20 protein-coding genes and 1 other annotated feature are annotated in these 20,760 nt (G+C 45.6%); of the genes, 16 read left to right on the top strand and 4 right to left on the bottom strand.

Features of this window, described 5'->3' with window-relative positions; genetic code table 11:
• Positions 1 to 40: 40 nt before the first annotated feature.
• The 5 genes from QMZ64_RS09660 to QMZ64_RS09640 all read left to right on the top strand — a co-directional run bounded on the left by QMZ64_RS09660 (position 41) and on the right by QMZ64_RS09640 (position 4,290).
• Positions 41 to 868 carry a PPC domain-containing protein gene (locus tag QMZ64_RS09660; protein WP_265624946.1) on the top strand — a complete coding sequence of 276 codons (828 nt, stop codon included), beginning with the start codon at positions 41 to 43 and terminating at the stop codon, positions 866 to 868.
• 63 nt (positions 869 to 931) lie between these two features.
• Positions 932 to 1,759, top strand: a complete 828-nt coding sequence (locus QMZ64_RS09655; protein ID WP_265624945.1) for a DUF4885 family protein — start codon at positions 932 to 934, stop codon at positions 1,757 to 1,759.
• A 117-nt stretch (positions 1,760 to 1,876) separates the two neighbouring features.
• Positions 1,877 to 2,629, top strand: coding sequence for a MerR family transcriptional regulator (locus QMZ64_RS09650; RefSeq protein WP_243943712.1), 753 nt, complete (start codon positions 1,877 to 1,879; stop codon positions 2,627 to 2,629).
• A gap of 177 nt (positions 2,630 to 2,806) precedes the next feature.
• Positions 2,807 to 3,063: a binding site (T-box leader), on the top strand.
• A 101-nt stretch (positions 3,064 to 3,164) separates the two neighbouring features.
• Complete coding sequence (locus QMZ64_RS09645; protein WP_043926115.1) at positions 3,165 to 3,326, top strand: tryptophan RNA-binding attenuator protein inhibitory protein; 162 nt, start codon at positions 3,165 to 3,167, stop codon at positions 3,324 to 3,326.
• A 19-nt stretch (positions 3,327 to 3,345) separates the two neighbouring features.
• Positions 3,346 to 4,290 (top strand): DMT family transporter, encoded by a 945-nt coding sequence (locus QMZ64_RS09640; protein ID WP_265624944.1) that lies wholly within the window; start codon positions 3,346 to 3,348, stop codon positions 4,288 to 4,290.
• Positions 4,291 to 4,349: 59 nt separating this feature from the next.
• Here QMZ64_RS09640 and QMZ64_RS09635 read toward each other — a convergent pair whose 3' ends face one another.
• Positions 4,350 to 4,586 carry an RDD family protein gene (locus tag QMZ64_RS09635; protein WP_265624943.1) on the bottom strand — a complete coding sequence of 79 codons (237 nt, stop codon included), beginning with the start codon at positions 4,584 to 4,586 and terminating at the stop codon, positions 4,350 to 4,352.
• Between the two features lie 245 nt (positions 4,587 to 4,831).
• Here QMZ64_RS09635 and QMZ64_RS09630 point away from each other — a divergent pair, with 245 nt between their 5' ends.
• From QMZ64_RS09630 to QMZ64_RS09605, 6 genes are all read left to right on the top strand, one after another.
• Entirely contained in the window at positions 4,832 to 5,899 is a 1,068-nt protein-coding gene (locus QMZ64_RS09630; protein ID WP_265624942.1) for a YecA family protein, read from the top strand.
• A 120-nt stretch (positions 5,900 to 6,019) separates the two neighbouring features.
• Positions 6,020 to 6,736, top strand: a complete 717-nt coding sequence (locus QMZ64_RS09625) for a lantibiotic protection ABC transporter ATP-binding protein (RefSeq protein ID WP_265624941.1) — start codon at positions 6,020 to 6,022, stop codon at positions 6,734 to 6,736.
• Positions 6,733 to 7,491 (top strand): lantibiotic immunity ABC transporter MutE/EpiE family permease subunit, encoded by a 759-nt coding sequence (locus QMZ64_RS09620; protein WP_301441282.1) that lies wholly within the window; start codon positions 6,733 to 6,735, stop codon positions 7,489 to 7,491. The genes QMZ64_RS09625 and QMZ64_RS09620 overlap by 4 nt, the downstream gene beginning before the upstream one ends.
• A gap of 1 nt (position 7,492) precedes the next feature.
• Positions 7,493 to 8,263 (top strand): lantibiotic immunity ABC transporter MutG family permease subunit, encoded by a 771-nt coding sequence (locus QMZ64_RS09615; RefSeq protein ID WP_243943704.1) that lies wholly within the window; start codon positions 7,493 to 7,495, stop codon positions 8,261 to 8,263.
• 20 nt (positions 8,264 to 8,283) lie between these two features.
• A complete protein-coding gene (locus QMZ64_RS09610; protein ID WP_265624939.1) occupies positions 8,284 to 8,946 on the top strand; it encodes a response regulator transcription factor in 663 nt (220 codons plus the stop codon).
• Positions 8,937 to 10,307 carry a sensor histidine kinase gene (locus tag QMZ64_RS09605; protein ID WP_265624938.1) on the top strand — a complete coding sequence of 457 codons (1,371 nt, stop codon included), beginning with the start codon at positions 8,937 to 8,939 and terminating at the stop codon, positions 10,305 to 10,307. The genes QMZ64_RS09610 and QMZ64_RS09605 overlap by 10 nt, the downstream gene beginning before the upstream one ends.
• Positions 10,308 to 10,364: 57 nt before the next feature.
• Here the strand turns inward: QMZ64_RS09605 and QMZ64_RS09600 are convergent, their stop codons facing one another.
• Entirely contained in the window at positions 10,365 to 11,264 is a 900-nt protein-coding gene (locus QMZ64_RS09600) for a LysR family transcriptional regulator (RefSeq protein WP_265624937.1), read from the bottom strand.
• A gap of 109 nt (positions 11,265 to 11,373) precedes the next feature.
• Here QMZ64_RS09600 and QMZ64_RS09595 point away from each other — a divergent pair, with 109 nt between their 5' ends.
• The 3 genes from QMZ64_RS09595 to QMZ64_RS09585 all read left to right on the top strand — a co-directional run bounded on the left by QMZ64_RS09595 (position 11,374) and on the right by QMZ64_RS09585 (position 14,686).
• The gene (locus QMZ64_RS09595) at positions 11,374 to 11,790 is read left to right on the top strand and encodes a tautomerase family protein (RefSeq protein WP_265624936.1); all 417 of its coding nucleotides are present in this window, start codon (positions 11,374 to 11,376) and stop codon (positions 11,788 to 11,790) included.
• Positions 11,774 to 12,514, top strand: coding sequence for an SDR family NAD(P)-dependent oxidoreductase (locus QMZ64_RS09590; RefSeq protein WP_301441281.1), 741 nt, complete (start codon positions 11,774 to 11,776; stop codon positions 12,512 to 12,514). Before QMZ64_RS09595 ends, QMZ64_RS09590 begins: the two co-directional genes overlap by 17 nt.
• 87 nt (positions 12,515 to 12,601) lie before the next feature.
• A complete protein-coding gene (locus QMZ64_RS09585; RefSeq protein ID WP_301441280.1) occupies positions 12,602 to 14,686 on the top strand; it encodes a class I SAM-dependent methyltransferase in 2,085 nt (694 codons plus the stop codon).
• A gap of 263 nt (positions 14,687 to 14,949) precedes the next feature.
• Here the strand turns inward: QMZ64_RS09585 and QMZ64_RS09580 are convergent, their stop codons facing one another.
• Complete coding sequence (locus tag QMZ64_RS09580; protein WP_243943695.1) at positions 14,950 to 16,026, bottom strand: DUF4352 domain-containing protein; 1,077 nt, start codon at positions 16,024 to 16,026, stop codon at positions 14,950 to 14,952.
• 619 nt (positions 16,027 to 16,645) lie between these two features.
• Positions 16,646 to 18,046 (bottom strand): YfcC family protein, encoded by a 1,401-nt coding sequence (locus QMZ64_RS09575; RefSeq protein ID WP_301441279.1) that lies wholly within the window; start codon positions 18,044 to 18,046, stop codon positions 16,646 to 16,648.
• 125 nt (positions 18,047 to 18,171) lie between these two features.
• On the opposite strand from QMZ64_RS09575, the gene QMZ64_RS09570 reads away from it, so the two are divergent.
• Positions 18,172 to 19,341: a M20 family metallopeptidase gene (locus QMZ64_RS09570; protein ID WP_301441278.1), complete on the top strand. Its 1,170-nt coding sequence runs from the start codon at positions 18,172 to 18,174 to the stop codon at positions 19,339 to 19,341.
• Between the two features lie 174 nt (positions 19,342 to 19,515).
• On the top strand, positions 19,516 to 20,646 hold the full coding sequence (locus QMZ64_RS09565) for a type II asparaginase (protein ID WP_265624931.1): 1,131 nt from the start codon (positions 19,516 to 19,518) through the stop codon (positions 20,644 to 20,646).
• Positions 20,647 to 20,760 lie beyond the last annotated feature (114 nt).

Raw genomic sequence — 20,760 nt, 5'->3', positions numbered from 1 at the left:
AGTTCCTTGATGGTGATGAATAAACGGGAGGCAATGACAAATGAAAAAAAGTTTGTTTCTTTTCGTGTTCAGTGTGTTTTTGATGGCGATTCCAGCATTTTCGGCTTCGGCAAATGTTTACGAAGATGAGTATGAACCCAACAATTCTTTCGCTGAGGCTTACGATTTAGGATTGTGGAAATACAAGACGATTTCGGCGACGATTCACAGCGAAAGCGATAAAGATTATTACAAATTTTACGCGACAAAGGGAGAACAGCTTGCCATTCACCTAAAGAACATCCCGGCAAATACAGACTATGATCTTTACTTATTTAAAGATGCTTACGGCTATCCTGCAGTAGGATCTTCTGAAAGAACGGGAAACCAAAATGAAATCATCCGCTTGGATGTTCCGGAGACAGGCCGATACATTGCGGTCGTCATGTCTAAAGACGGTTCATATGACGGATGGGGATTTTACAGACTTGAATTTATCGACAGAATGAAGAGCGGTGCTTATACGGCGAATTTGTCTCCATCATCCATCTCAAGCCCGGGACAGGGAGTCGTTTCTCCGGTTGCCACCGTCAATCTTGCCAATGTCTCGGCCATTCCCGAAGGAGCGACTGTGAAAAGCGTTTCCGCCGAGGGAACCATTTCTCCGAGCCTCGGACACACCTACAGGGAAGTTCTGAACAAGGAAGAAGGCGTTTGGCACACATCGGTTTCCGGCGGCACACTGTTTCCGGATCTAAAGCCTGAACTTGCGCTTCCGGTCAAAACGACATGGAATGTGAGATACTATTCGCTCGCTTGGAGCAGTTCAACATGGAGATCGCCGCAGCTGAAGATCAATTATCAATATGATTCAACATACGGCTGGTAAACAGATCCAAATTCCGTCCGATATAAAAAGTAATCGAATGTAATTGGCATGAAAGGAGCTCCCATGAATATTAGAGACAGGGTAAAACTTTCGCTTTATTCCGAGCAGCTGATGAAGCCTGCCGCCGCGGAGATGCCGGCTAAGACTACAGGTTCCAAGAGAATGGTCGGCAGCCAAACAGACACCCTCTCCATCAGCAAACAGGCTGAAGCGGCTCAAAAAAATGCACCGTCATTACGATCACAAATGAACGGCGTTCAATTTGAGATCTATAATCTTTATGTGGACAGGCAGCGTTTGAACAGCCAGATCGATGAGACGCTGCGCGAGAGCGGAATTTCCCTTTCCGAGAGTGAACATCTGACATTGCATGTAGACGGAAATAACCGGATTACAGTTGAAGGCATCGAAGATGAACAAAAAAGAACCCGGATCGAAGCCGTTTTAAATAACAGTGATAAACGGTTTGGCGCCCGTCTGTTGAGCCATGCGGAACTGATCGGTGAACAAAATGGAACGCCGCTGGATAAAGAAGCTTATGAAAAATGGCATGTGAATGAGTTTTTGAAAACGATTGCCGGTCTGTCTTTGGCTGATGTCAGTTTGGATGAAAAAGGAGAGCTTGAAGGCGGAAATGAGAGGCTCATCAGAGTGATTGAATCTGCCAAAGACCCGAAAAGCGACTTGGAGAAGAGCTTTCAAAATATGCTGAAGAAGCTGAAGAATGTCCTGGCGAAAGGGCCGGACACCATTCCGGACAGATCGGCATCTTTCGACTATGCCGGCGGAACGCTCATCGATCTCAATGTATCAAAAGGATTCTCCGCGGTGCAGCTGAACGAGTGGCTGGATGATCAGTTTCTTAAAGAAGTCTTGCTGAACAATTCTTAAAAGACCTGGCAAAGCAATTTTGCCGGGTTTTTTGTTTGTATAAAAAAATTTCAAATTTCGCATTGACCCTCACGTTGCGGGATACTTTATAGTCAATATCGAAGGGAGGTCAGATAAATGAAAATGAAAGTAAAGGAAGTGGCCGACTTAGTCGGCATCAGTGTGCGCACACTGCATCATTATGATGAAATCGGATTATTAGCTCCGTCGGAGACGACCGAAGCCGGGTATCGGCTGTATTCAGATGACGATCTGGAAAAGCTGCAGCAAATCCTGTTTTTCAGAGAGCTTGACTTCCCTTTAAAAAAGATTAAAAGCATTCTTGAGAACCCTTCATTTGACAGGAATGAGGCGCTTCAGCTCCATCGCAAAGCGCTGCTGGAGAAAAGAAGCCGGCTTGACCAAATGATTGCGACAATCGATAAAACGATCCAATTCGCGAAAGGAGAAATCAACATGACAAACGAGGAAAAATTCGCGGGATTTGATTTCAGTCAAAACCCGTATGAGGAAGAAGCGAGGGAACGCTGGGGCGATGAAGCCGTCGATAAATCGAAGGCCTTTATCGAATCAATGTCCGAAGATGAACGAAAAATGATGGAACAGCAATATGATGCCATTTACAGAAAAATCGCCGCCCTCAGAGAAGGCGCCCCTGACTCAGAAGAAGCGCAGGCGGCTATAAAGGATTGGTACGATTTTCTGAACAATAACACCGGCCACAGCTATTCGCTTGAAGCTTTCAAAGGTCTGGGACAAATGTATGTCGCTGACGAGCGCTTTACGAAAAACATCGATCAATACGGCGCCGGCTTGGCGAAGTTCATGTGCGACGCCATGACGGTGTTTGCTGACAGGAATAAGGAATAATCGCTGGAAACCGCCTGATAAGGTTGTGAAATGACCTTTTAGGCGGTTTTTTTAGTTGATGTGCAATTTGAGTCTGCAAAATCAACTTATAATGTCATATTCATTAAGCCAGGATGGGCCGCTGATTGACACCCGTTAATTTTCAGAGTAATATATTTTTTACAAATCATGTACGGTTAAACGATATTGAGGAAGAGCAAGTACGTGTCAGAGTATGGGTTTAAGAGAGTCGGTGGCTGGTGTGAACCGATACCCTTCTGATGCCGAATGGGCTTCTGAATCGCTTCGCTGAAACGACAGTAGGCGGAGCCGGGATGTTCTCTCCGTTATCAAGAGAAGCGTATCGAAAGGGCTGACTGTTCCCTTTCCGTATGTTCCAAGCGAATCGTTGATGCGATTAATAAAGGTGGTACCGCGAGACCCTCGTCCTTTTGTGACGGGGGTTTTTTTGTATTTTTAAGGAGGTGGTGGCCATGGAGGAAGGCTGGCCGGAGTGGCCGCATCATGTTAAATGGAAACGGAGGTGTGATGGTAAATGGTGATTGCAACGGACGATTTGGAAACGACATGTCCAAATTGCAATGGAAGCGGAAGAGAAGAGCCGGAGCCTTGTCCAAAATGTTCGGGAAAAGGTGTGATTTTGACGGCGCAGGGCAGCACATTGCTCCATTTTATAAAAAAACATATCAACGAATAAAAAGGACGGGTGTTTAGAGTTGAGTCGAGCAGAGAAGAGTACAGCTGAGCAGAGCGGCCATCTTCAAGGCGGTGTTGGAAAAGCGGCCGGGGTCGTTTTTATGGTCTTTGGAACGATGTGTTTTGCTTCAAAATCCATTTTTGTCAAATGGGCTTATGAACAAGGTGCACAGCCGGAAGCAGTGCTGTTGTACCGGCAATTATTTGCGGCGCCGCTGTTTTGGCTGATTTTTATTGTGTATCGTTTAAAGCTTCCGGCTAAACCAGAAAAAGCGGAGATTTTTAAAGCTTATGCGGCCGGATTGCTTTGTTTTTTTCTGTCGCCATTGCTTGATTTTATCGGCCTTTATGATGTTTCGGCAATCGTTGAACGGATGATTGTGATGAGCTATCCCATGTTCGTATTGATCATAACGGCTTTTGTAAATAAAAAAATGATCTCGGGTAAAACGTTTGCCGCCATCTTGCTTGTGAATGCCGGGCTGTTCTTGGCTGTCGGCGGATGGGATGTGCAAGCATTTGAAGCGAACCTGTCAGGAGCTTTTTTGATCTTATTGTCCGCTGTCGCCTATGCGGTTTATCTTGTTGCGGCGGGAAGCCTTGTCCGTCAAATCGGCGGGATTCGGATGAATGCTTATGGAATGTCGGCGGCAAGTCTTGCGATGGCCGGTTATGCGCTGCTTCGCGCAACGGGAGAACAACCGGGAATCCTGCTTTCTTATCCTCCCGCAATGTATGGTTTTTTTATGATCATTGCGGCGGTGACGACGGTCATTCCTTTTTTATTCATGCTGGAAGGCATGAAGCGGATAGGAGCGGAGCGGGGAGCCGTCATTTCCATGATCGGCCCCGTCCTCACCATCTTCGGAGGTGTTTTGTTTTTAAACGAACGTTTAACTCCCGTTCAGTGGCTGGGGTGCTTCCTTGTGCTCCTGACCATCAGTCTGCTGGAATACCGGAAATAGAAAAAGGGAGTCATATCCCTTTTTCATTTCCTGTATGCACTTAAATACATAAAGGTCGTTTACTCCGTGTCGCTCGTTTTCATGACATATGTTTTAGCCGCAAAATCGTGGACGACTTGTTTCGTTCCTGAAAAAACGGCGGTTAAATACAGCAGACCGAAAGCGATATGCATCCATAAGACGATGTCGCGCACGAAAGCCTGCCATAGCTTCATCCGTCGGCCTAAATCATCAGAAACAATGCGAATTCTAAAAATTGCTTTTCCAATTGTGCCCCGGAGCTTTGTCAGCGGCATCAAAAGCGGATACCATCAGTGCTGCTGCAGCGACCTCAGGAGATCCGTCTCCGAATATCAATGCGGATGAAAAGTGTAATCCGACTAATTTTAGTCTTTTTTTCTATTTTTAAATCAATCTTTTATTCTCTTTTATAAAATTTTACTTTTCAGCTAAATCATACTGATTTTCATTATCGGATTTCCCCCTCCTGAAAGTTTTGATAAAATAAATAAGTTGTAGTATAAGATACGGAGGTTTAAACGTGGGAAAAGTAAAGAGAAATATGCCTTGCCCCTGCGGCAGCGGGCTGAAATATAAAAAATGCTGCGGCATAGCGGAGGGAGCGTTTCCGGCAGTCGCGGTGCAGGAATTGAAACAAATCCAGAAAGACGTCATGGAATTCGCTTTTACGGAACATAAAGACACAATCGATCAATTTCTTAATCAGTATTCTTTTCTGTCAGACTTGGATCAGTCTGCACAAAAGATATGTGTTTTTAATCTGGGCGTGTGGGGAGTATTTTCCCGGCCATTGGCAGACGGAGGACTGACGATTTTCGAAGATTTTTTACAGAAAAAGGGTTCTTCGATTCTCAGATCGCAGACTAAGGAAGCCGTTCAATCATGGAAAGATCTCTCCCCTGCGCTGCTGCGTGTGAAACATATAACAGATGGCGGCATTCGCTTTGAGGATGCTGTAACAAATGAAGAGCTCACCATAAGGATGAATGTAAAGCGGGAAGGGCCTTTTGTAGATGAGTATGTGCTCGGCTTTCCGATCAAGATCGGAAGCCATACCGAGTTCTTCTTACAATTCACCATCTATCCTGCAAAAATGGCGGATGCTCTTAAAGACAGGTTAAACGAGGCTTTAAGCCGTTTCACAGAAGAAGGCGGGACAAAAGAACAGCTGATGAGAGAGGATTTTCATCATGTGTTAATGCAGCTTTGCCGGCAGGAAGAGAGTGCACCGTCTGAACAAGGGTCGGAAGACATCGAATGGGCCAATGAGATGGAAAAAGAAACAGCGCTTGTCTTTGAGAAAGGTATGCTTGACGAAGGATATTCTGAATCATTTGTCTCCTGGGCGGTCGGCCTTTGGAAATCGTATTGTGCCAAAAAAGCGCCGGTCATCAAGAAAACAGAAGCCTTTGCAGCTGCTTTGGAGTATTTTATCAATTCGATCTCCAAATCGGAAAAATCGATATCCCAGGCGAAGCTTGCAAAAAAATACGGTGTCAGCGCTTCGACTGTATCGAATCGTTTTAAAGATATTGAAGCCGTCCTGCAGGACGAACTGGATCATCATCTTGAGCTTATGCCTTCTTAAGGCAAAGGCTGCTTAACCTTCCGGGGAACCGGAAGGTTTTTTGCGTTTGATTCTGATTAAATCTTGAGAAAGGTATTTTAAGATAGCGGTACCGATCAGATCAAACAAGGAGAGATTAAGATGAGTACAATTCTATTGGAAACAAGGCATCTTCAAAAAAAGTTTGGAAGGTCGCAAGCGGTCTCAGACGTCTCACTGTCAGTTAAAAAGAACAGTATTTACGGCCTGCTTGGACCGAATGGAGCAGGAAAATCAACGACTTTAAAACTTTTAACCGGAATCTTAAACCCGACGGCCGGGGACATTTTGTTTGAGGGACGGAAATGGAAAAGGTCTGTATTAAAAGACATCGGTTCTTTAATAGAATCTCCGCCTCTGTATGATAATTTAACAGCCTATGAGAATGCCAAGGTGCATGCCACATTATTGGGTCTTCCGGATGCGAGAATAACAGAGGTGCTTCAAACCGTTGATATGCATCATGCCGGAAAGAAAAAGGCGGGGCAGTTTTCTATGGGGATGAGGCAGAGGCTGGGAATCGCTATCGCCCTTTTAAATCGCCCTAAATTACTCATACTTGATGAGCCTACGAACGGTCTTGACCCGATCGGTATACAAGAGTTGAGGGAACTGATCAGGTCATTTCCCAAGCAAGGGATGACGGTCATCTTATCAAGCCACATTCTGTCGGAAGTCGAGCAGATCGCAGACGATATCGGGATTATCAGCGGAGGATACCTCGGATATCAGGGGGAAATCAATAAGGGGGACGATCTCGAGCGGCTTTTTATGGATGTCGTCAAATCAACGCGGGGGAAAGAAGGCGGAGTAAAATGATCGGATATTATGTAAAAGCGGAAAACCTGAAGTTTAAAAGAACATTTTCGAGAAAGATGATTTTCATTGTTCCTTTGATTAATATTTGCTTCGCCTTTTTAATGAATCCGGGATTCTTTGTAGCAGGTACGTATAATTGGTGGTCTGTCATCTTGATGCCGGTCATGATCGCATTGCTTTGTGCATTATCACACCAGAAAGAAACGAAAGCGTCGAATTATAACGGCATTTTTTCTTCTCCCGTACATTTACATATGATCTGGTCTGCAAAAATAAGCGTCATTGCGCTTTATTCTTTAGCGTCTCAAGCTGTTTTTTTAGGGTTCATGGTTGTGATGCAGTTTGTCATTCCTCAATTTTCGAGCATTCATTTGACAGTCATTGCCGCGAATCTGCTGCTTTGGCTCACGACACTGTGGGAGATCCCCATCTGTTTATGGATAGCGCGAAAATTTGGGTTTATATCTGCCGTTTTGTTCAATATGCTGGGCAGTATCGTGTTGGGCATCATCTCGGCAACAAGTCCTTTGTGGTGGTTGAATCCGTGGAGCTGGCCGATCAGGGTCATGTGCCCGACAATTGGCATCCATCCAAACGGTGTGCCTCTTGAAAATGGCGATCCATTAACAAGCTGGGCAGTCGTTCCTCAGGCTGTTGTTCTATCTGTTGTTTTATTTGCTATTTTGGTTCGTCTGACCAGGCGGTCTTTTTCCCCTGCCGTTGATCGCAAATCGATAAAACGGGAGGCGGTTTGATTTGTTGCTATTTTTCAGATGCCTGGCGGCTGATTTTCAAAAAACAAAGCGCACATCTTTTATTTGGCTTCACTTGACCGTTCCGGTTATCTGTGCGGGTGTTTTTCTGCTTTATTTCTATAACAGGGAACATGATCCATATCAATTATATCGCACGTATTTTGAGGCGATTGCGATTGCCTTGCCGCTTCTGATTGGAATGGTGTGCGGAATGACGGCTTCATTAGAGGAGCAGGCAGGCCGTTTTCAAGTGCTGTTGGGCGGCACGGCGCCCAAATTAACGGCTTATTTAAGCAAAGTCACACTGCTTCTGTTCATGAACTTGTGTGCGGTATTCTTGGCTATTGGACTCTATGTATTGGGGCTCAAAGTTCTTTTTCATGTGCCGAACCTGACAATCGCCCTTTTTTTAGAGGCTGGGGCATGGCTGGCTGCCGGAAGTGTCACACTTTATTTCATTTATTTTTTGATCAGCTGCATATTTGGAATGGGGGCTTCGATTTTAATAGGAGGGGCCGGCCTTTTAATGACAGCACTGATGAATACGGGATTGGGCGATGTCATTTGGAAATATAATCCCTGGGCATGGGGAATCAGGCTGACAGGGTATAAGGGGATTGACCGATTTGTCCAAATTGATCCGTCTCTGCGTTCTGTTCTAGATGGGGAAATCAAGCAGGGCGCTTTCATCATGGTGTTTGCTATAATAGCTGTATTCGCTCTAAGCATCGTTTGGTTTATCCGCTGGGAAGGAAGAAAAGCTTATGAATAATGAAAAAGGGTGGTCAGCAAGTGGCGAACATTTTGGCAGTAGATGATGAGAAAGATATTCTTGTACTCATACAAAATATTTTGCGCCGCGATCAGCATCAAGTTCATACATTGAGTCAAGTTAGCGCCGAATCTCTCGACGTGTTTTCAGGGTATGATTTAATTTTGCTTGATGTGATGATGCCGGGGATGGACGGATTTGAATTATGCGAGAAAATCCGGCCGCTGGTAGATTGTCCGATCCTGTTTCTTACCGCTAAGACGGAGGAAGAGGCCATCGTTAAGGGCCTCCTGACTGGAGGAGACGACTATATTTCAAAACCCTTCGGCGTTCTTGAGCTCAGTGCGAGAGTAAATGCACACTTGAGAAGGGAAAGGAGAGAGAAACACGAAACTAAACGGGTGATTTCCGGCTTTTTATTTCACTTTGACAGCAAAGAAGTATTTATACATGATCAAAAGCTGAATTTAACAAAAAATGAATTTAAAATATGTGAGCTGTTGGCTCGGCATAAAGGGCGAACCTTTACAAGAGAAGAAATTTATGATCATGTATACGGGCTGGAAGGCAATGCTTTATACTCCACGATAACCGAATTTATCCGCACGATTCGGAAAAAATGCAAAGAACACGATAGAGATCCGATCAAAACGGTATGGGGCGTAGGGTACAGATGGGAATAATCCGTAAAAAAAAGACGCTGCGCAGAGAACTGATCAAATATATGCTCACTTTGAGTTTCAGCCTGATCGCGATCACGGCTGTATATGTTTTGATCAATATGATCGGAATGAATGCAGGGCTGTTTTATCCTGCCAACTATAATGAAATCGAAGCTGAAAAACTTAAGCACAAGCTTCAATCGGCTGAACGGATAACGGAAGACATGATACCCGATACGATACTGTACGCCATACTGGATAAAAAGTCGAAACAAAAGACAGCGGGAAACATGAAAGAAACGAATCTTTCAATTGTACGGAAAAAAATAGAGAGCAGGCCGTATGTCACCTTGAGTCAAAAAGGCTATATGATCATCGAACGCAAAGACGAGTATTGTGTGTTGGAGTATCCTTTGCGCGCTGAGTTTCGGTCTCCCCTGCTGAGACGGCTTCTCCCGAACTATGAGCTGACAAGCTTATGCATCATCATTCTGCTTCTAATTACGGTCGTTTTTGCGGTGACAACCCGATTTGCAAACAGGTTAAAAGGTCATTTTCAAACATTGAACACCATCGCTGAGCAAATTAAAAAACAGAATTTAAATTTCACTCCGGAGTTTTCGAATATTAAGGAATTTGATCATGTGATCAGTTCCCTGATAGACATGAGGAATGCCCTTCAAGCCTCCCTCCACGCCCAGTGGCATTTAGAGAAAACGAAAAAAGAACAGATCGGCGCATTGGCTCATGACATTAAAATTCCAATGACCATTATTAAAGGTAATGCGGAATTGCTGAGCTTATCACCGCAAAATCAAGAGCAGTCGGAATATATCAGATACATACTTGATGCGGGGCAAAAAATCGATCAGTACATTGACCAATTAATCCATTTATCAAAAACGGAGGAAGCATTACATATCGAATATAGAGAAAGTGCTGTGAAACCGTTAGTCGAAAGTGTTCTCAATGATACTGAAGCATACATAGGGAACAAATCGATTGACATTGTGTTGAAAGAACAAAACCTTGAAGGAAAAAAAGCACTGTTTGACAAACAGCTGCTCCATCGAGCGTTGATGAACATCATGACGAACGCCGCAGATTATACACCGGAAGGCGGGAGAATCGATTTTGAAGCTGTGTGTACGGTTGATCAATTGATTTTTACCATCACTGACAGCGGAAAAGGATTTTCTCAAGAAGGCCTGCAGAAAGCTGCCGAGCTTTTTTATATGGAAGATAAAAGCCGGACATCGAATGGACATTACGGTATGGGACTTACCTTTGCGCTTCGTGTTGTCAAGCTTCATCAAGGCGATTTAGTGATTCAAAACGGTGAAGCGGGGGGCGGACAGGTACAAGTGACCATCCCCCTCTGAAACCAGATCATCATCATTCCATATCTCGTCATTCTCATAATCACAAACCTTCCGGCATCATCCGGAAGGTTTTTTCGGTTCTCCCAGTTCCTGTTTCAAATATTGGTACAGCTTTGCATCCGCTTGTTTCAGCGGGAAAGACGCGGTTTTGCAAAGGATGCCGAAGGTTACGCTGATCGGGTCATCGCCGATGAACCGGACAATCGTTCCGGGAGGAGGAGGGGAGACGATGCTTTTCGGAATCAGGGCGACGCCGAGTCCAGCGGCAACATAGTTTTTCAAAGCGGTCATGCTTCCGATCTCCATCGTGTTCATTTGGCTCCCCGGCAGCTCCTGAAACGCGATTTCGACTTTCTTCCGGTAGGTGCAATTGTTGGCCGTGATCAGCAGGCGGTGCTCCCTGAGATCCTTCAGATGGATGCGTTCATTGTTTCCGGCGGGGTGTCCTTCAGGAAGCAGCACTACGAGCTCTTCAGCATATAGCGGTTCAAAATAAAGATCAGTTCCCATTGCCGGAGTCGAACAGACGGCAAGATCCAGGCTGCCTTGAACAAGCCGTTCCCCCAATGCCGACGAGTTGGCGATATCTACGGAAACCCGGATCTTCGGATAATCCGCTAAAAATCTCCCCAAAATCCGCGGCAATTCACAGCTCGCGATCGGTTCGACCGCTCCCAGACGGATATTTCCCGCTTCGCCAAGCAATAAGTCGGCCATATGATGTTGAAGGTGATCCATATTTTTGACAATATGGCTGCTTTCTTCAAAAAAAAGCCTGCCAGCTTCAGTCAGTCGGAATGTTTTCCCCCGCTCGAGCAATCGGATGCCGAGGTCTTCTTCGAGCTTTTTGATTTGCATTGTGACTGTGGACTGCGCATAATTCAGTTCTTCAGCCGCGCGGTTAAAGCTTCCGCAAGCCACGATTTTATGAAACGTTTTTAATGTTTTAAAATCCATCCCGTCACCTCAAGTTCAATAAAATTGAATGAATCCTTCAAATGATTCAATTATACAAAATGATATAACCGTTATACACTATTAAACAATACAAAGGAGGAATGAATATATGCCATTTGTCAGGATGGATCTTTTAAAAGGAAGATCAAAAGAAGAGCTTCGCCGGATCAGCAGATCGGTTCACCAGGCGATGACGGAGACGATCGATGTTCCGGAAGACGATTATTTTCAGGTCATCACCCAGCACGATGAGGAAGAGTTCTTTTTCGATCCCGGCTATTTGAATATCAAACGGACGAAAGACTTGATCTATATTCACATCACAATGAAAGAGAGACCGGTCGAAAAAAAGCTGGCTCTGTATCAACGCATTGCAGAATGTTTACAAAAAAACGCCGGCATTCGCCAAGAGGACGTCATGATCATTGCGGCCGAAAACGTGAAAGAGAACTGGTCGTTTGGGAATGGAACAGCACAGCTTGCATCAGTTGAAAAGGGAGTGGTGAAAAATGGAAATGAAAAATAAAACAGCCCTTGTCACAGGAGGCGGCACGGGGATCGGCAGAGCGGTATCGCTCGCTTTGGCAAACCGCGGCGCGGCGGTTATTGTCAACTATTCGCGTTCCGAAGCGGAGGCTGAAGAGACGGTTGGGATGATTGAAAGTCAAGGCGGCCGCGCGGTCGCGGTGAAAGCCGATGTTTCTAAGATCAGTGAAGTTCAAGATATGTTTGATCGGGCTGTGCACGAGTTCGGCACCGTCGATCTGCTCGTCAACAATGCAAGCATCACCAGGCATATCGAGCTTGATGACTTGGATGGAGCTTCTGAAGAAGTCTGGGATGAACTGTATGCGGTAAATGTCAAAGGGATGTTTTATTGCGCGAGAGCGGCGGCATCTTTAATGAAACAAAATAAACAAGGTGCGATCGTAAATGTCGGCAGCATCGCCGGGCTGACGGGCTCAGGTTCTTCGCTCCCCTATGCCGTGTCAAAAGCGGCGGTCCACGGTTTGACGAAATCATTGGCGCATGCGCTCGCTCCTGATATCAGGGTCAACTGTGTGGCACCTGGCGCTGTATCGACGAGATGGTGGGAGCGGAATGAAGAGAAAATGAAGCGGCTCAGCCAAAAGCTCCCGCTTGAACGGATCGCAGAGCCGGAAGATATCGCCTTGCTCATTTGCGCGCTGCTCGAACAAGAAACGGTTACGGGTCAAATCTTAACGGCGGACTGCGGCCAAACATTATAGCGATTATAAGCCGATTATCCTATTTCTATATGAAACCATTTACCTTATGATGAGTCATATCGAAATAGAAAAAAGAGGGAAGAACGGATGAGACGTTTACAATCGTTAGAAGCCATTGAAAAAGTAAAAAGCGGAGATTATCATGTTTTGCGGGATGCCGAATGGCTCAAGTATCTCGTTTTAACTGAAGAACAAAATGTCAATCTGGAGCGGATATCTTCGCTGGAGCAAATGCCTCAGAATCCCGTGTTTCTTTATGTGGAACAGACGCTCTCCATCTTGGAGAAAGCGGACATTCCTGAGCGGGAAAAAGAAATCATTGAAGAGGTTCTCATATGGAGTGAAACGGCTAAGTGCGGCCAGCCTCATAAAAGAAAGGAATGGCGTGAGAAAGGCTTTCAGCTCGCGATCCATAATATCGGGTCGGCGCAGATTTATGCTGATCGAAGACAGGCGTATATGCCGGCGCGGCAGGATATTGAAGAACTCATCTATATTTTGATTTTGACGCATGGACTCGTCGGACAGTATATCCGCGGGGAAACAAGGTATCGCCAATTCACTCCACTTATCGATTGGATTGAAGCATCCGACCTTCAGCACATCGACATCAGGCGGGTTCTGTACGTTCTGAACAAATGTATCATTGAAGGGGTGTCGCCGGCGCTTTGGGAATCGATTGAACGTGACGTGAAGCGGATAATCGGCCAAATCTGCACAGGAGAAAGAAACAAAGATTGGCCGTTTGCGGAAAGGATCAGAAAACTGCGGGGACAGGCGCTCGATTCCGGCGAAGACAGCAGCCGGTACGAGCGGTTTTTGAGGGAACATGCGGCGGAAGATGCGCTGAGACGCTTCTTTCAGCGGGTCGATTTATGGTATGTGGAATCCGCCTTGTCATCGTTCAGTTTTGAAGAGTTTGTCAAAATCTTTCTGCTCGTGCTTCGTTCTGTCAATCCTTTATCAGTCAAGCATATCAGCTTTGAGCCGCTGATGAAGGACATGTACCGCGATTACCAGGGTGTGCGGCATACGAATGTTTATAAAAAACGGATTATCGAAGCGTGCTTAAAAGAGATGTCGATCAGCGATTTGCTTTACGGCGGGGTGCCTGTAAATAAACACGTTTCGCTTGCTGTGCAGCCGTTTGATCAGGCTTCCGAGATTGTCGGCGTCACGTTTTCGTTTTCGCAGGCCGGACTGAAGCTGATTGAATTTTGCCAGGAAGCGGAGAAATCGCCTTTATATGAACGGGCGATCGTGCTGCTTTATGATTTTTTTGAGTTTCGCAAGGATTCGTTTGACCGGCTGCAAAATGAAGCGGCTTATCTGTCTGATATGAACGGTGCCGAAGATTATAAAAAGAAGATTGCCGATTATGCTGTTGGAGAAAGAATGCTCGACATCGGAGCCGGAGGCGGCGTGATGCTCGATTTGCTGACAGACCAGCATCCTGAAGCAGAGGTCATCGGTATCGATCTTTCCGTCAATGTCATTGAGGAGCTCCAAAAAAGAAAAGTGCGCGAACATAAGCCGTGGCATGTGAAACAGGCTGATGCACTTGATCTTCCTGAGTACTTCGAACAGGAAAGCGTCGACACGATCGTATTTTCATCGATATTGCACGAATTGTTTTCATACATTCCGTATGAAGGAAAACAATTTAATCATCTCGTCATTGCACAAGCGTTAATAAGCTCCTTTGATATTCTGAAGCGGGGAGGCAGAATCATCATCAGGGACGGAATCATGACCGAAAACAAAGAGGAAACGCGGCGGATTCGTTTTAAAGACCCGGATGGAATGAATTTCTTGAAACGGTATGTCCATGATTTTAAAGGGAGAAAGGTGCAAATTCTTGAGGCTGAAAAGGATGCGGCCGTACTGTTTGTGAATGACGCGATGGAATTCCTCTATACATACACTTGGGGAGAAGAAGCCTATCCGCACGAAGTGCAGGAGCAATTCGGCTATTTTACGCCGTCTGAGTTCCGGAGCTGTATTGAGAAAGAGTTGGGGGAACGTGCGAACATTCTTGTGTTCGAACACTATGTGCAGGAAGGGTATGAAGAACACCTTAACCCTAAAATCGAGCTGACAGACCGGCTCGGCCGGCGCGTGCCGCTGCCGGACAGCACTTGTTTTATTGTAATTGAAAAAAAGCACCACTAGGGTGCTTTTTTCAGCGTGTCGACAAACCCTCGCATTTGTTGTCAGGCCTGCGCGTCGGTGCTCACGAAAAGGAGAAGGATCGGCGGCTAACCGCCCAGGCGTCCTGCCTGAACGCCGCCGTCATCACATCCTGTGAAAGTCAGCTCGAATGCTCGGCCTTCCTAGACTGTCAATCACGCTGAAAGGATGATAAAATCCCAAAACTAAGAGCCGTTTTGGGATTTTGTCAACAACTAAAAAAAGCACCACTAGGGGTGCTTTTTTTAGTTGTTGCTTTTAAGGAAGCTTGAGAAGTATTGTTCGGTCTTGTAATTATCAGCATCCATTTTCCATTTGTCATTTTTTGATTTTTCAAGTTTAACTTCAACGGTTTTCTCACTTGAAGTCGCCTCTGCTTTTTTGATTTCTTCACTCATGATGTCAATCGCAGGATTGATCAATTCATCTCGGGACATGAAGTTTTTGCCGCTGTCTTTCACATAGTCTTCCAGTCTTTTCTTCACTCTCTTTTGGACATCTGAATTATCGATTGGTGTAACGGTTGCTTCGACAGTTGCTTCATCGCCTGAAATTGATTTTGTAACTGCTTTGACTTTGGATTTTTCTTGATAAGCGTTTTGGATGGCGCTGATCAGTTTATTCAATTTCTTTTTATCGACATCTTCTTCATCATAATATCCTAAAGAGCGAACGATTGATTTTTGAGCGCCTTCAAGGTAATCAGTGACGACTTCACGCTTGTTTTCGTCGATTAGTTTATCAAAGTTATTATTGTCTTTGCCGAAAATCGTTACGTCTGTGTAAGCCAGCAAAGCTTTTGCCGGATCTTCAAGTTTTTTGGCCGTTTTCAGCAAATCATCGCTGCCGCCGTCAATCTCGAATTTGACAGGATCGGCTTTGTTTTCACCGTACATGTCAGGTGTGTATTCAAGCTGAAACTTTTTGCCCTTTTCAACGATGTAATAGATATTTCCGTCGACTTCCTTGTCAGAATTCAGCGTAGAAGAGCTAAGTCTCTTGTTTCTTTCATCATATACGCTGACGTCCGACATTTTTGAGTCGCCTTCGTAAAGGCTGAATTGGCTTTTATCAACCATCAATGGTTCTTTTCCTGTATTTTTAACGGAAACATTGATCTTTAGTATAAGTTCATTTTCGTGCAGGTTTGTTGACGAATCATCCGGAAGCGTATATTCGGAGCTTAAGATTTTAACTTCTGCATTATCTGCTTTTTTCGTATCTTCTTTCTCTCCGCTCGCACTTTTGCTGCCTCCGCAGGCTGTTGACACGACTGCTACAATCATCAAAAGCATCATCAGAAAAAACTTTTTACTTCGCATGGTCTGTCTCCTTTTTTATTAATTTTTTTCAATGTTATGTAAATGAAAAGAATGAGATGGTCAGGGTAAAAAGGCCCTTCAATGGGACAAACCTTACTCAAGTCCCGGTCATTTCATTTATCTAACAGTGAAAATTTGATTATAATTCTTTCTTTTTCCTTAGTTTCTTTAAAAAAACAGAAACAACATCACTCATTTTAAGGTTTGAAGAATCAATAATAAATAGGTGTTAAATACTAATTTTGGTCAATGTTTTGCAAGATTAGGCATGTTTTCAAACTTTGTGTAGTATTAAGAGCCTAAAACTAATGACTTACAATTCGATGTATTTTATTGAGGTTTACCCATTTTTTACTTTGGACAAGACAAGTCAGAACAGGTGAAAAATATAAGTATTTGGTTTGGGATCCGCCCTTTTGTTGATGAATTTTGAAATTGGGTCGTGGTGGATAAAAAGTCCCGTTTTCGGGTTTCCTTAACCTGAGCTTAAAATTTAGTAGATCGATCGTCGCAGAAACGCCGGTTTTGATGGTTTATGGCTTTTCTATGGTCAGGGAGATGGAGGTTTTTATGGGGAATGCAGCCGGGGGCTCCGGCTGCATATTGGAGACCCGGATTTTTACTTAATCCCGATTATCATGGCGATAACAATTGCGGCAGCGCCGATAATGATCCAGCCTGCGATCAGCTTCCAGACAAACTTGACCCAGCGTTCATAAGAGACGCCTGCGATTGACAGCGAAGCCATCAATACACCGGAGGTCGGGATGATGGAGTTGGTGATTCCGTCTCCGTATTGATACGCGAATACGGCAATCTGGCGTTCGAATCCCAATAAATCGGCGAGCGGAGCCATAAGCGGCATCGTTGTGGCTGCCTGTCCGCTTCCGGATGGAATAAATGTGTTAATCACGATTTGCACGGCGAACATGCCGATGGCGCTGATTTCGTTCGGAAGTGAGCTGATGGCTGAAGCAAGGCTGTTGATGATCGTATCGATAATATGTCCGTTTTCCAATACGATGACGATGGCACGGGCGAAGCCGACAATCAGCGCTCCGTATACAACCTGTTTCATACCGTCGACAAATGAATGGAAGGTATTGTTGATGCCGAGTCCTCCCGCAAGGCCGGCGGCAAAGCCGATAATGAGAAACCCGGCCGACAGCTCGCTTAAAAACCACCCCCATTGAAATACACCGAACATATTGATGGCGAAGCCCAATGCTGTAATCAGCAGGACGAGGCCGTGTCTTCCGGTGAAAGAAAGGTCGGCGTGTCCTGTGGCAGTCTCTTCATTCATCTCTGTTTCACTTCCATTCATCAAACCGGTATTTGGGTGCGCTTTGACTTTTCCGGCGTACCGCATCACATAAAAAATGGAGAAACCGAGCATGGCGGCATAAACGGCCAATCTATAACCGATGGCGCTAAACACAGGGACTTCCGCAATTGTCTGTGCGATTCCGACTGTGAACGGGTTCAGCATGCCGCCGGTGAATCCTGCTGCCGCGCCAAGGGAAATCATCGCCAGCCCGGTCATTGAATCATAGCCAAGCGCTCTTGCAACAGCGATGCCGATCGGAATAAAAATAATCGTCTCTTCAGACAAACCGATCGTTGCGCCTCCGATGGAAAAGACGAACATGGTGACGGGAATCAGGAGGAAGCCGCGTTTCTTCAAGCGCTGCACCAGCACATGAACACCTGCACGAATCATGCAGGTCTGATGAATGATGCCGAAAGCTCCGCCTATTAAAAAGATGTAAAAAATAATATCCGCCGATTGAATCATGCCTTCCGGTATGGCTTTAAACATCTCGAAAAAACCGACCGGACCGGCGTCAGTCTGTTTGTAGCTCCCTTGCACGATAACCGTTCGGCCGTCTTCTTCAACCCGCTTAAATTCTCCTGATGGAATGAAGTATGAAGCCAGTGCAGCTAAAATGATAATGAAAAAAATCAATGCATAAGTATGAGGGAAGCGCAGTTTTGTTTTCTGGGAGGTGCCATTGCTCATTCCGTTCGTCTCCTTTATAATGTATTAATATTCATATAATTATATATTTAAACATTTTGAGGATATGAGCTTTACTTTGTCAACCCTGGAAAAGAACTTTCGGTAATAGAGAAGGGAGAACCGTTATGAAAAAACAAATTGAGAAAGAGATTGAACATATTCGTGACGAGCTGCTGCATATCAGCCAGTATATAGGCAATCATCCTGAACTGGGGCATGAAGAATTCAAAGCTGCGAAGATTCTGTCCGAGGAGCTGAAAAAACACGGTTTTCAGGTGGAATTAGGAACATGCGGCCTTGCGACGGCGTTTACGGCCGAATTTGACAGCGGCCGTCCCGGCCCTGCCATCGGGTTTATGGCTGAATATGATGCATTACCTGACCTTGGCCATGCCTGCGGGCACAATTTGATCGGCACGATGGCGGTCGGCGCCGCAATCGGCGTCAGCAAAGTCATCGCATCGTGCGGAGGGAAAGTGTATGTTTACGGAACGCCTGCTGAAGAGACGAAAGGCGGAAAAGTAACCATGGCCGAACAAGGGGTTTTTGATCACTTGGATGCCGCTATGATGGTTCATCCGTATTGCAGGCATGAAAAAAGCGGGACATCGCTGGCGATGGATGCGATTCAATTCGAATTCTTCGGAAAGGCCTCGCATGCGGCGGGAGCGCCTCACGAAGGAATCAATGCGCTCGATGCCGTCATTCAGACATTCAACGGCATTAATGCGCTCAGACAGCACATTCTCCCTGATGCCCGGATTCACGGGATTATTCCGGAGGGAGGGAAAGCGGCAAATGTTGTACCGGATTATGCGGTTGCTCAGTTTTATGTCAGAGGAACGGAACGGGCTTATGTCAATGAACTGCTCGATAAAGTGAAAAATTGTGCAAAAGCAGCCGCACTTGCGACTGGAGCCCGGCTTGAGAGCTCTTTTTACGAGCTGTCTTACGATGATTTGAAAACAAATGAAACGCTGTCAGACGCTTTTACACAAAACATGATCGAGTTGGGCGTCGATCCCGATTCGATTCATGAAAAAGCGGACGGAGGAGGTTCGGTTGATATGGGGAATGTCAGCCAGGTCGCACCTTCCATTCATCCTTATGTAAAAATTTGCGATGAGCCGTACGCGTGCCACACACCCGAGTTTCGGGAGGCAGCCATGAGCAGCCAAGGGTTCGAAGGCTTAATGCTCGGCGCAAAATCTATGGCATTCACCGCCTATGATGTGCTCACCAATGAAGAGCTGCTGAAAAAAGTAAAGGAAGAGTTCAACCTTTTAAAACAATAGAAGGTCCAAAGAGGGAAACGAGGTTTCCCTCTTTTTTAATGAGAAAAAAACAGAGAAGAAAATCTAACACATGAATAGACAGCGAATGATGGCATTTTAAACTGGTATGAAAGAGAGGAAGAAAGAGAAAATACATATATATTAGCGGAATTCGCAGCAGGGAGAGATCAAAACATGACGAAAAAACGAATGTTATTTATTGTGTTAGGCTTATTGCTTTTAATTAATGCCGGGTGCTCCGGTTCAAGCGAATCTCAAAATGAAACAATGGTCCGGGCGAAAACTGAAACTGCGTCAGTTAAGACTGCCCAAGGAAATGAGCGTCTGCCCAACATAAGAATTTTGGCTACAGGGGGGACGATTGCCGGAGAGAATCAGTCCAAAACGTCGACGACCAATTATAAAGCGGGCGCAGTCGGGATTGATACGCTCATTGAAGCCGTTCCGGAAATGAAGGATATCGCGAATATCAGCGGAGAACAAGTGGAAAACATCGGCAGCCAGAATATGACCAACAAAACGCTCCTGAAATTGAGCAAGCGCGCAGCGAAGCTTTTAGCTTCCGATGATGTCGATGGAATTGTCGTCACTCACGGAACGGACACCTTGGAGGAAACAGCTTATTTTTTAAACCTCGTCCTCAAAAGCGATAAACCCGTCGTTGTGGTCGGATCCATGCGGCCTTCCACAGCGATCGGAGCCGACGGACCTGCCAACCTGTACAATGCCGTAAAGGTCGCTGCGAGCAAGGAAGCTCACGGGAAAGGAACCATGGTGGTGCTGAATGACCGGATTGCTGCTGCAAGATATGTGACGAAAACCCATACGACAGCTCCTGACACTTTCAAGTCGGAAGAAATGGGTTACCTCGGCAATATTGCCGACGACATCTATTTTCATAATGACATCACGAAAAAGCATACGAAAGATACCGATTTTAATATTTCCAAGATCAATCAGCTTCCTCAAGTCGACATCATATACGGGTATCAAAACGACGGGTGCTATCTGTTTGACGCTGCAATCAAGGCGGGAGCGAAAGGCATTATCTATGCAGGAAGCGGAAACGGTTCAGTTTCCGACGAGGCGAAAAAAGGTGCAGTCGCAGCGGTGAAAAAAGGGGCGGCAGTCGTGCGTTCCACACGCACCGGCAGCGGGGTCGTCACGCCCAACCCTGATCTTGAAAAGGAAAACATATTGGCTTCCAACTCTTTGAACCCGCAGAAAGCCCGGATTTTGCTGATGCTGGCGCTGACCAAAACAGATGATCCTAAAAAGATCCAGTCCTATTTTGATGAATATTGACGAGAAGCCGCCGGGGAACCCGGCGGCTTAAGCGTGTCGACAAACCCTCGCATTCGTTGTCAGGCCTGCAAGGGTTGCGGGTCACGCTGAAAAGATGACAAAATCACAAAACTA

Origin of the sequence: Bacillus sp. LB7, assembly GCF_030449715.1 — a bacterium.
Lineage (GTDB): Bacteria > Bacillota > Bacilli > Bacillales > Bacillaceae > Bacillus > Bacillus paralicheniformis.
This window is presented reverse-complemented; position numbering and strand designations above follow the sequence as displayed.